Source organism: Dyadobacter jejuensis, assembly GCF_003149085.1.
Taxonomy (GTDB): Bacteria; Bacteroidota; Bacteroidia; order Cytophagales; family Spirosomataceae; genus Dyadobacter; species Dyadobacter jejuensis.
Genome location: NZ_QGDT01000004.1, coordinates 153,190 through 165,630 on the forward strand (window position 1 = coordinate 153,190; position 12,441 = coordinate 165,630).

General features: G+C 46.4%; 8 protein-coding genes. 7 read left to right on the forward strand and 1 reads right to left on the reverse strand.

The window, feature by feature from the left end:
* The first annotated feature begins 79 nt into the window (after nucleotides 1-79).
* The 7 genes from CLV98_RS09855 (at nucleotide 80) to CLV98_RS09885 (ending at nucleotide 10,552) form a co-directional block, all read left to right on the forward strand.
* On the forward strand, nucleotides 80-1,084 hold the full coding sequence (locus CLV98_RS09855) for a GSCFA domain-containing protein (protein ID WP_109674151.1): 1,005 nt from the start codon (nucleotides 80-82) through the stop codon (nucleotides 1,082-1,084).
* Nucleotides 1,085-1,208: 124 nt separating this feature from the next.
* Nucleotides 1,209-2,315 carry an Mrp/NBP35 family ATP-binding protein gene (locus tag CLV98_RS09860; RefSeq protein ID WP_109674430.1) on the forward strand — a complete coding sequence of 369 codons (1,107 nt, stop codon included), beginning with the start codon at nucleotides 1,209-1,211 and terminating at the stop codon, nucleotides 2,313-2,315.
* A 71-nt stretch (nucleotides 2,316-2,386) separates the two neighbouring features.
* The gene (locus CLV98_RS09865; RefSeq protein ID WP_109674152.1) at nucleotides 2,387-2,644 is read left to right on the forward strand and encodes a NifU family protein; all 258 of its coding nucleotides are present in this window, start codon (nucleotides 2,387-2,389) and stop codon (nucleotides 2,642-2,644) included.
* Between the two features lie 136 nt (nucleotides 2,645-2,780).
* Nucleotides 2,781-4,532 (forward strand): D-alanine--D-alanine ligase family protein, encoded by a 1,752-nt coding sequence (locus tag CLV98_RS09870; RefSeq protein ID WP_109674153.1) that lies wholly within the window; start codon nucleotides 2,781-2,783, stop codon nucleotides 4,530-4,532.
* A gap of 139 nt (nucleotides 4,533-4,671) precedes the next feature.
* A complete protein-coding gene (locus CLV98_RS09875) occupies nucleotides 4,672-7,362 on the forward strand; it encodes an MGH1-like glycoside hydrolase domain-containing protein (RefSeq protein ID WP_109674154.1) in 2,691 nt (896 codons plus the stop codon).
* 122 nt (nucleotides 7,363-7,484) lie between these two features.
* Complete coding sequence (locus CLV98_RS09880) at nucleotides 7,485-9,248, forward strand: phospho-sugar mutase (protein ID WP_109674155.1); 1,764 nt, start codon at nucleotides 7,485-7,487, stop codon at nucleotides 9,246-9,248.
* A 170-nt stretch (nucleotides 9,249-9,418) separates the two neighbouring features.
* Nucleotides 9,419-10,552, forward strand: a complete 1,134-nt coding sequence (locus CLV98_RS09885; protein WP_229203300.1) for a carboxypeptidase-like regulatory domain-containing protein — start codon at nucleotides 9,419-9,421, stop codon at nucleotides 10,550-10,552.
* A gap of 91 nt (nucleotides 10,553-10,643) precedes the next feature.
* Here the strand turns inward: CLV98_RS09885 and CLV98_RS09890 are convergent, their stop codons facing one another.
* Nucleotides 10,644-12,422: a RagB/SusD family nutrient uptake outer membrane protein gene (locus tag CLV98_RS09890; protein ID WP_109674156.1), complete on the reverse strand. Its 1,779-nt coding sequence runs from the start codon at nucleotides 12,420-12,422 to the stop codon at nucleotides 10,644-10,646.
* Between the last annotated feature and the right edge of the window lie 19 nt (nucleotides 12,423-12,441).

Below are 12,441 nucleotides of genomic sequence, written 5' to 3' on the forward strand. Positions count from 1 at the left end.
ATGATGCTTGCCTGGTGCAAATTTTAAATACGCATTTTATACTCGTACCTTTGTGGCTATTACTATATAAACAGCCGCAATGAAACTACCCGCTACCACCACCGAAGTGGCCATCCAGCCGGCAAACTGGCAGATGAACTTGCATACCAAGGTTATTACTATGGGTTCTTGTTTTGCTGAGGTACTTGGTCAGCAGCTTTCCGATCATAAATTTGAGGTGATGAACAATCCCTTGGCGACAATATTCAACCCCTTGACGATCTCCAAGATCCTTAACCAGGCTGTAGGGGGGAATATCAGTCTATCGCCCTTATTTATTGAAAATTTAGATGGGATTTGGTTACACCACGATTTTCATTCTAGTTTCTGGCAAACGCGCCGGGAGCTGCTCGAAAGTCATATAAAAAATAAGTTAGCCCAGGTGCGCGCCTTCCTGCGCGAGGCCGATCTACTGGTGATCACCCTAGGAACGGCTTTCGCATACCGCCATAAAGCGACCAATCAGCTGGTAGGGAACTGTCATAAGGTGCCCGCCGACCGGTTTGTAAGGGAACTGTTACACCCCGATCAGATCAGCAACGCCTTGGAAGATACCATTTTCCAATTATTGACGTATAATCGGAACTTAAAGATTCTGGTTACGGTGAGTCCCGTAAGACATACCCGGGATACATTATCGCTCAACCAGGTCAGCAAGTCTACGTTAAGATTGGTTTGTCATCGACTCACCGAAAAGTTTAAGCATGTTACCTATTTTCCTGGTTATGAATTGATGATCGATGAGCTTCGCGATTATCGGTATTATAAAGAGGACCTCATTCATCCGAATCGAATGGCTGAAGACTATATATTTCATGTTTTCGTTCGCCATTTTGTAGAAGAGTCTACCCAGAAATTTATTGAAGAGTGGCAGTCAGTAAGGCATATGATGGACCATAAGCCTAGGCATGGGTTCACCGAAAGCTATAGGAAGATGCTGCTGGCTGTGGATAAAAAGTTGGTAGAATTGTGCAAGCAAGTGGATGTTACTTTAGAAAGAATAGAGGTGGCACGTAGGCTAGAGGAATTTTCGGACAAAACTTAAACTCAAAGTGTGGAATAGATGTTACAATAAGTCAAGGCGGGTTGACGGCCTTTAGTCCAAAGTATATTATAAACTATAAATAAGAGTGATCCTCGTCGGTATTACCGACAAACTATCAGCACGAATGGGAGAATTTACATTGAATAAGGAAAAGGTATTGGCGGCCTTAAGCACAGTAGAAGAACCAGATCTTAAAAAGGACCTGGTGACGCTTGGGATGGTACAGGATATTGAGGTAGGTGTTAATCAGGTGCGATTCACCGTAGTGCTCACCACACCCGCTTGTCCTCTAAAAGAACTTATTAAGAGTCGGTGTGTAGCGGCCATTCATACCCTGATAAGCCCCGATGTAGAGGTGGTCATTAATTTAACCGCCAATGTGACTACTGCCAAGCCCACAGGTCCACTATTGCCGGGAGTAAAAAATGTCATTGCAATTGCTTCGGGCAAGGGTGGTGTAGGAAAGTCGACCGTCACCGCCAATTTGGCGATGGCCTTGCACCGGTCAGGGGCTAAGGTGGGGATAGTAGATGCCGATATATTTGGCCCCTCCATTCCGGTTATGTTCGGTGCCGAGGATATGCAGCCCACCATTACCTCCCATAATGGAAAGAATTTGATAAACCCCATACGGCAATATGGCATCAAGCTGATGTCGATTGGGTTCCTTACCCCACCCGATAGTGCGGTGGTATGGCGTGGACCTATGGCGAGCCAGGCTTTGAAGCAGTTTTTTGGGGATACCGATTGGGGCGAATTGGATTACTTGTTGATAGACTTACCTCCTGGTACCAGCGATATTCATATTACCTTGGTACAAACTATCCCGGTAGCGGGGGCGGTCATCGTGACTACTCCTCAAAAGGTCGCTTTGGCCGATGCCACCAAAGGGTTGTCGATGTTCCGTCAGCCACAGATCAATGTTCCGGTGTTGGGCGTAGTAGAGAACATGGCTTGGTTTACCCCCGCCGAATTACCCGACCACCGCTATCCTATATTTGGCTCGGGTGGTGGCCAGTTGTTGGCCGATAAATGGGACGTTCCCTTATTGGGACAAATCCCGCTCGTTCAAGGAATACGGGAGGCAGGAGATGCGGGAAAACCCGCTTTTATGGAAGAAAACCAGATCGTTATCGATGCCTTCAATGATGCCGCCCAGGCTTTGGCCCAGCAATTGGCCATTAGAAACGCCGAAAAGGCAGAAACTAAAGTGGTGGAAATGAATACCTAATCGATTGCGTATAGGTATTATTTGATTTTAATGGTAAAATCTTGCAACTTAGCATTATAGATTGATTAAAAATGGATTCAAAAGAAAAAACCTTGGCCTTGATCGAACAGGCTTTAGATACGGTAAGGCCCTATCTGCAGGCCGATGGCGGCGATGTTAAACTCATTGAGATGACAGAGGACCGAACCGTAGTATTGGAGCTGTTAGGGTCGTGTCAAAGCTGCCCGATGAGTATGATGACCTTTAAGGCGGGTCTGGAGGAGTCGATTCGGAAGGCTGTGCCCGATATCAATAGGGTAGTGGCCCAAAATGTTCCTTCGTTAGCCTAAGTTGGTCGATTTAGGATAGGCAAAGCCATTCTGCTTGTAAAATTATTGGTGGGAGGGTTCAACGTAATTGGTTCATCTCTATTTGTGCATTATATTGCAGGCATCATTTATGAAATGAATTAATTGTCACTGCCGTATGCGTATTGGAATCTTTTTTGGTGGGCCATCCCGGGAGCGTGAAATTTCCTTCTCTGGAGGAAAAACCGCTTTTGAATATTTAGATCAGTCATTATTTGAACCCGTTCCGGTCTTCGTCGATAGCTTCGGTCGGTTTATTTTACTCAATAATTCGCTGATGTACCGTCCGGGAATCCGGTCGTTTTACCCCGCCGTCGACGGGCAGAATGGTAGTTTTAACCTATATATTGAATCTTTTCCTGAACTGGCCCAAAAGCCAGTTCCAGCAGAAATAGGAGTCGAATTGCTTCCTACCGATTTTGGGAAGCATTTCGACTTTGCTTTTTTAGCCATGCATGGTCCCGACTGTGAGGATGGGGCGATCCAAGGTTTGCTCGAATGGTATCGGATTCCCTATAGCGGACCGGGACTTATGGGCTCGGCACTGGCTATCGATAAGATTCTTCAAAACGATATGATTGCCTTGGTCAACCAGCAGGAGAAGAAAAGCTGGACCTTGACGCATCACCAGTGGATTCCACAGGAACAAGAAATATTGTTTAGGGTGCTCAAGAAGCACCTTGGGCTGCCTTTGGTGATCAAGGCTCCCCATCAAGGCTCTTCCATTGGGGTGGCCATCGTGAAGAACGATTCGCTGGAGGAATTTATATCGGCCGTTGATCAGTGTTTTTTCCAACTAACCCTTCGGGCCCCGGAATGGCTGGGGTGGAATCAGTCGCAAAAGCAGAATTGGGCACAGCGAATAGCCAATTTGGACGAAGGTATAGGCTATCCTGTGATGGCCAATGGACTGGAGCTAATACACCACCCCGACACGCTGATAGCCTTTGTAGAAGGATATTTTGGAGCGAATCCATCCGGTGAATTGCTCTTGAGTAGTTCCAATGCCGAAGACCAGGTGTTGATCGAGGAGTTTATCGAAGGTCAGGAGTTTTCTTGTGGCTGCATACAATTCGACAACGGAGAGCCCCTTGCCTTACCCCCCAGTGAGGTGGTAAAAATGGTTGATGTCTTCGATTTTAATTCCAAATACAAGCCAGGGGCTAGCCGTAAGCGAATTCCTGTAGATACTACTTTAGAAAAAAACCAGGAGATACAGCAGATGATTACCGCTGTTTTCAAGCAGCTGGGTATGACGGCCTGTGTCCGGATCGATGGATTCCTTACGGCCGATGGGCGGATATTGCTCCATGACCCCAATACCATTCCTGGTATGTCGCCTACCTCATTTATCTTCAAGCAAATGGCCGAAATAGGCCTGGATGTCACCCAAGCACTTACCTATCTAGTTCGACAGTCGCTCCGGGAGCGCATTCGTCTGGGAAAGAACACTTGGGAGTGGCGTAAGCTTTTGAAGGAACTGGATGTCGCTATTATTGAGCGGTCTACTGGTAAAAAGAAGCAAATCGGCGTTCTTTTTGAGGATAATAATGACCAGTATCAGTTGGCAAGACAAAGATTTGGCGCCATCAATGCCACAGGAACGCAGGAGGCCATCCCCGTACTACAGGCCAAGGATGGGTCGGTGTATCGGCTCACCAAACCGATGATGTTTAAAGATACGATTGTGGATGTGCAGGATCTGATGGAGCGGCCTCGACATGCCCTATTGCAGGAGACTAGCCAAAGGGCACAGACACTTACCCACTTTTTTGCCGGAACGGTTGATTTTGAGATATATAAGGTAAAAGATAAAGATTTAATAGGATCTATCGATGAATGGGTGGTAGTGAGTCAAGATTATACCTAACAACCTAAATTTTTTTAAGAAAGGAACATGATACTGTTCCTTTTTTCCTAAATTTCCAGATAAAGGTTTTAGCGATCTTGTACGAAGACCTATTAACCAATGAGTTTTCAATCGACATTTCAACAAAATCAACATACGAATGGCACAAGGTGCGGAAAAAGTAAGACTTCGACTTCAAAAGGAGAATAGAGGCTGGAAAAAATGGGGACCGTATCTATCGGAACGGCAGTGGGGTACGGTACGTGAGGACTACAGCGGAAATGGTGATGCGTGGAATTTTATTACGCACGAAATGGCTTATTCCAAAACCTATAGATGGGGGGAAGATGGCATAGCAGGGTTTTCTGATAGCAAGCAGCATATTTGTCTATCCTTCGCTTTTTGGAATCATAAGGATAAAAATATAAAAGAACGCATCTTTGGACTTACCAATGGGGAGTCTAACCATGGAGAGGATGTGAAGGAGATGTACTATTACCTAGATAGTACCCCCACACATTCCTATACCAAAATGCTCTACAAATACCCCCAAAATCCCTTTCCCTACGACCAGCTGAGGCAGGAAAATCGTCGTCGTGGGAAGCAGGACCCGGAGTATGAAATTACCGATACGGGGATTTTTGATAACAACGAATATTTTGATATTCAAATAGAACATGCCAAGGCCGATCAGGAAGATATCCTCATGAAGGTCAGCATTACCAACCGGGGGCCTCAGGATGCGCCTATCACGGTATTGCCCACTGTTATGTTTCGCAATACTTGGTCGTGGGGCTACGAGGCGTATAATTACAAGCCCATGATGAATGGGATCTCCAATAGGCTCATTGAGCTTACCCACCGGAAACATGGTAAGTTTAACTTATATCTAGAAGATGCCGACGAGCTTCTCTTTTGTGAGAACGAATCGAATCTTAAAAAACTCTACGGTACTGCCAATACCACCAACTATCCTAAGGACGGTATCAACGACTATGTGGTGAGTGAGGGGAAGAGCAATACCGTAAATCCTAATAGCATAGGTACCAAGGCAGCGGCCAAATATGCCCGGACTGTAAAAGCGGGAGAAACCATTGTGCTTCGTCTACGACTGGTCAATCATACCATTGGGGAGCCGTTTGGTGGATTTGAAGACCTGTTTAACAAACGAATTCGGGAAGCCGATGAGTTTTATGATGACATTCAGTCGGATGTTACCGACGACGACCTGCGCTCTATTCAGCGACAAGCCTATGCAGGGATGTTGTGGAGTAAGCAATTCTATTATTATAATGTATATGAATGGCTAAAGGGCGACCCAGCCCAGCCCAGCCCCAACCAAGGGCGTAAATGGGGGCGTAATTCGGGATGGAAACACCTGTATTCGGCCAATTTGATATCTATGCCCGACAAATGGGAGTATCCCTGGTTTGCGGCTTGGGACTTGGCTTTCCACTGTGTGCCTCTGGCAAGGGTAGATGCCGATTTTGCCAAGCGACAGTTAGAAATATTGCTCAGGGAGTACTATATGCATCCCAATGGGCAGATACCCGCTTACGAATGGAATTTTTCAGATGTGAATCCGCCCGTTCATGGCTGGGCCACCTGGAAAGTATATGAGATCGACCGGGATCAAAATAATGGAGTAGGGGATATTGAGTTTCTGGAAAAGATATTCCACAAGTTACTACTGAATTTTACCTGGTGGGTCAATCAAAAGGACGACACCGGAAACAATATTTTCAGTGGAGGCTTCCTGGGGCTCGATAATATTGGGGTATTTGACCGGTCCACCCCCATGCCTTTCGGAGGAAAGCTACAACAAGCCGACGCCACTGGATGGATGGCCATGTACACGCTCAATATGTTGCGTATTTCCGTAGAAATAGCCTTAGTCCATCCGGTGTACCAGGATATGGCCTCTAAGTTTTTTGAGCATTTCCTGCATATTGCAGGCGCTATGGAGTCCATTGGAGGTAAAAACTCGTCGATCAGCCTGTGGGATGAGGAAGATCAGTTCTATTACGATGTAATTCATATTCCTAATGGGCAAAGTATCCTGTTAAAGGTACGGTCGATAGTGGGCTTAATACCTTTATTTGCCGTAGAATTGCTCGACCCGCAAAACCTAGACAAATTGCCGGTATTCAAACGGAGAGTAGAATGGGTATTGGCCAACCGTCCCGATTTGGCACGCCTTATTTCGCGTTGGTTTGAGTCAGGAAAGGGCGAGAATAGGCTGCTGTCGATCCTGAGAGGACACCGGATGAAGATGATCCTTAAACGGATGCTGGATGAGTCCGAATTCCTTTCGGATTATGGGGTGCGGGCACTGTCTAAGTATCATGAAGAAAACCCATATAAGTTTTATATCAATGGGGAGGTACTCCAGGTAGACTATACCCCTGGAGAGGCCCTTACCAATATTATGGGTGGAAACTCCAACTGGAGAGGCCCCATCTGGTTCCCTCTCAATTACTTGATATTTGACTCCTTGATGAAGTTTCACAAATATTATGGGGAAGACTTTATGATCGAATATCCGACCAATTCGGGAGAATTGAAATCGATCAAAGATGCCGCTATGGGCCTAGCCGACCGGTTGATTGATATTTTTAAGAAAGATGAAAATGGATACAGGGCCGTATATGGTCATGACGAAAAAATGCAGAAGGATGAGCATTTTAAAGACCATGTACTTTTCTATGAGTACTTTCATGGAGACAATGGCCGTGGGATAGGGGCAAGCCACCAGACGGGCTGGACAGGCCTTGTCGCTGAGTTGATATTGAAAACTGCGCAAGAGAGAAACCAGATAGAGGAGAAAGTGGAAACGGAAGTGAGTAAATAAAGAGGCGATTGAAGGCTCTTTTTGGGCCAAACTTCCCAATATGTACCATCTTGGCAGGAAATACATAAAAATGAATGAAAGAATAACTGTATCACGACAACTCTTAATATTTTAAACAAGTTATGACTGCAAAATTAGAGCCGAATGTATTAGACAAGGTAAACGGTTGGCTAACTGGCGAGTATGATATCGAAACCAAACAGCATATTCAACAGTTGATCGACGACGGCAATGAAACGGAGCTGACGGATGCCTTTTATAAGGACTTGGAATTTGGGACGGGTGGGTTACGCGGCTTGATAGGTATCGGCTCTAACCGAATGAACCGTTACACAGTAGGGGCAGCGACCCAAGGGTTAGCCAATTATCTGAATACGGCCTTTTCTGGAGAAGAGATAAAAGTAGCCGTGGCTTACGATAGCCGGATCAAATCCGACGAATTTGCTGGTATTATAGCAGATATATTCTCGGCCAATGGCATTACCGTCTATCTATTTGAGGCGCTAAGGCCTACCCCAGAGCTCTCTTTTGCCATTCGTTTGCTGGGTTGTAAGAGTGGGGTAGTGGTAACTGCCTCTCATAATCCAAAGGAATACAATGGCTATAAGGCTTATTGGGACGACGGATCGCAGGTGGTGGCCCCACACGACAAAAATGTGATAGCCGAGGTGAGCGCAATAAGTAGCATCGATCAGATAAAATTCGATGGTGATGCCGCAAAAATCATAAAGATTGGCGCCGATGTGGATGCCAAATATTTGGAGCATATCCTTTCCTTGTCTATCTCTAAGGAGGCCATTGCACGTCAGAAAGACTTGAAGATCGTATATACTCCCCTGCATGGAACAGGGGTGACTTTGGTGCCAGCCCTGCTGGAAAAAATGGGCTTCGAGTCGGTAACGATGATAGAGGAGCAAGCCGAACCGGCTGGAAACGGTCTCTTTCCAACAGTAGTATATCCTAATCCCGAAGAGAGTGAGGCCATGTCTATGGCTATGAATAAAGCCAAGGAGCTAGATGCCGACCTGGTGTTGGGGACCGATCCCGACGCCGACCGAGTAGGGATAGGTGCTAAAAATCACCATGGCGAGATTCAGCTGCTGAATGGTAATCAAACCGCTAGCGTTTTGATATACTATTTGCTCAATGCATGGAAAGACGCTGGGAAACTGACAGGAAGCCAATTTGTATGTAAGACCATCGTAACGTCTGACCTGATCGACAAGATGGCCGAAGCTTATGATGTGAAATGTTATAACACCCTGACCGGCTTTAAATATATAGCACAGGTTATTCGTGAAAAAGAAGGCCAAGAGCAATTTATAGGTGGGGGAGAAGAGAGTTATGGCTACTTGATAGGCGATGCCGTACGCGATAAGGATGCCATTGCTTCTTGCGGGATGATAGCCGAACTGACCGCCTATGCCAAAGATAGCGGACTGAGCTTGTTTGATATGCTCATGGAAATCTACAAGAAATTTGGCTTCTACTATGAAGGACTTATTTCCTTGACCAAAAAGGGTAAGGCCGGAGCCGATGAGATTCAGCAAATGATGGCCAACTTCCGTGCTAATCCTCCTAAAACTTTGGCTGGTTCACCGGTGATTCGTATGGACGATTATAAGGCCCTAACGACCACGGATTTCGTGACTGGAAAAATCACCAGTATTCCTTCTGGAGAAATGGGGATTGAATCGTCCAACGTACTTCAGTTCTTTACCGAGGACGGTACCAAGTTTACTTGTCGCCCATCGGGTACTGAGCCTAAGATTAAGTTTTACGTAGGGGTTCGCGCCGAATTACTCCGCAATGAGGATTTCGATTCGGTATATGCTAGCCTTAAAGAGAAGGTGGTGGCCATTGGCGATGAGCTAGGTTTGAAATAGTCACACCCATCATTTCGATAAGACATGGAGGCTTTCCGCGATGGAAAGCCTCTTTCTTTTAGGGTTTGGCGGGGGAAGATCGCCTCATTGATAGGAAGTTTTGCTGGTGATTGCGAATCATGATTTATCTTTGTGGACTTTAACCCTAAGTCCAATTGGTATTTTCTTCCATGATGCATACTCATTTATCTGAAGCCCGGCTTACCTTGCTGGTGCTTTTTTTTCTTTTTTTTCAAGTACCTATTTCCCAAGCTCAAAGTCCCACAGTGACTTTGGTTGGGAAGGTGACGGATCAAAAAACAGGCCAAGCTTTACCCTTTGCCAACGTATTTATAAACAACTCCTCTATAGGAACTACCACCGACGAGCACGGTGCCTATAAATTGGTCAATTTGCCAATAGGGAGTATGGAGGTGGCCGTTTCCTTTTTGGGATACACGACCATCAAGCAAACCCTTCGTTATGAGACAGGCGGGGTAAAAACCGTCCCCTTTCAGATGCGGGAGGGAATGGAGCTAGAAGGCGTAACGATATACTCCAAGAGGAGTAAAAAGCGAGAACGCTACTTAAAAATAATAGCCAAGGAACTTCTTGGCCAAGGGCGATTTAGCAAACAATGCAGGTTGGTCAATCCGGAGGTACTCCGAATCAGAATGGAGGATAATGGCCATCTTACTGCACAAACAAGGAGCCCTTTAATCATCGAAAACTTGGCCCTGGGATATATCATTCACCAAGATCTCGACGATTTTGACTTTTATGAAGGCCGAGTCTATTATGGTGGAAGCACCCGTTTTGAGCTCCTAGATCCCAAGACCGATCAACAGAAAGCCGAATGGAGAGCCAATCAAAAGGAAGCGTATAAAGGATCTTTAAAGCAGGTATTGACCGCCATGGTGGCCGATAGCCTCTCAGAATATGGATTTCGGGTCTTTCAAGAGATCCCCGAATCGCTCAGGATGTTTAGTGAAGTGCGGTATGTAAATGGCCAGAATCCCTTACGCAATCACCTCAATAATCGTATTCTGGAAGTACGAGGAGCCCAACTCATCCAGCCTGGCGAGCTGCCAACTGAGAGGCTGGTAGTGTCGCAGACTAAGCTGGAGATCTTCGATATGAATAAAAAGGGGAGGTCGCCTTATACCGATATTTCTCGGGCCTATACACAGATTACCCTGCCCAATGGTTATTTTATTATAACCCCCGAGGGCTGGGTAGTGATGCCCATGGGTTTCGAAATCGCCGGCGATCTGGGAAGCGACCGTTTTTCAAATCTACTTCCCGCCGATTGGAAACGAGATTAGGGCTTAAAGCAGCGCTGAAGCATTCTTGATCATAAAAAAGAGGCCGTCCCCTTACGAGACGGCCTCTTTTTATAGAAACGTTGGGGTTAGCTTATTGGTACCCTGGATTTTGTTTTAAAGAAGAAACTCCACCTTTAGTGCTCAAGTCGATCTGACGCTGTGGGATGGGGAAGTACTCAGAAACACCCTTAATAAAGTTACCGCCTTGCACGTCGGGAGTAACACTACTTTCGAAAGAAATGTAGTTGTTAAGCACCTGGTCGGCGATACCCCATCGGGAAAGGTCGAAGAAGCGGTGGCCTTCCATGGCTAATTCGAGTTTACGCTCGAAATAGATGGCTTTGAGGGCTGCTTCTTTACCTTTGGCTAGAAAGTCTCCCGCTGGATATTGAGAGATTTTATAGTTGGCAGCAGGCGTATCTGTAAAGCCTGCCATAGGAGCAGCAGGGTCTTTATAGGTGTGCACCTGGCTAGCGGGTTGTGCCGCTCTAGCCCTTACTAAGTTAACATACTCTTGAGCCTTGTCCAGGCTTCCAGCTTGCGCTTCGGCTTCGGCAGCCATCAACAGCACATCGGCATAGCGAATAACCAGAACATTGATAGCCGTTCCAGGAGCCCAGGAATGCTGGTCCGAATACAAGTCCTGAGTAGCCTGCCAATAAATATTTTTCTTAGGCGAATAAGGTCCGGCATAGGCTTGGTCACGAATCCAGGTACGGCCAGGGTGATTGCCCCAGTCTAGATAAGGAATACCACGGCGGCCTACCGTCCAGTCGATACGGGGATCTAATGGAGTGGTTTTGTCGGGGGTAAAGGCGGTTTCCGAATCGATTCCCATATCATTTTTTAGGGTCTTGCTGTTGTAGCTATCTACGAGAGGCAAGCCGTCAGCAGAAGTCTGGAATGAATTGGCCAGGTCGGTGCTAGGCTGGAAGAATCCACAGCAACGGAAAGGTGAATTATATGGGAAGTTAAGCATTCCACCCTCGTTGGCATGGGCAATGGTACCAGTCACATCGTTGGCCGTCATCTGGATGGCAAAAACCGATTCTTGCATGTTTTTCTTAGCAGCATCGAAGTTCTCCTGGAATGCGGGCATCAAGCCATATTTAAGGCCGTTACTGGTTACCCCTTGCGAAATCACTTGGTCAAACATGGTTTTGGCCTCGGCAAATTTGTCTTGATAGAGGTAGGTCTTACCCAGATATGCCGCAGCAGCCCATTTGTTTGCCCGTCCTACTTCCGACTGTACGGCCGGAAGGTTGTCGAAGGCATATTGGAAGTCGGCTTCAATATTAGGCCAGATATCACTATCGTTGGCTACAGCAGCAGGATCCTCGGTATTTTCGTCTACCCAAGGTACCATATTGAACATCTTCTTGAGCTCGAAGTAATAATGAGCGCGTAAGAAGCGTGCCTCTGCCTGGAAGTCGGTGATTTCGGCTTCAGTTATATTTCCAGTAATGGTAGGTGCCAAACGTAGGACGGTGTTAGTCCTGTTGATTCCCTCATATACCGCTTTCCATTTGCTATTGAAGAATCCGTTGCTAGGACCCGACGAATAAAGCATGATGGAGTTGATACCGGGTTGGTCAGAGCCTTGGCTTCCCTTTTTGGCATCTCCCCCGGCTATGCTACCGTAGATCCAGTTGTCGGGAGCGGCGTCCCAAGCACTAGCGGCACCTACGCCGTTGCCATCTAAGGCAGCGTATGCCCCGATTAATACGTTCTCAACTCCAGCCTTGGTATTGAGCTGGGCATCACTTAAGGCGCCAAGAGCCGGTTGTTCCAAAAAACTATCTTTGCAAGCGTTGCTTCCAATGGTGAGTGCAACAGCCAAGGCTATTTTTGAAATATTTGGTATTTTCATGTTGTTTCTTTTTTAAGGT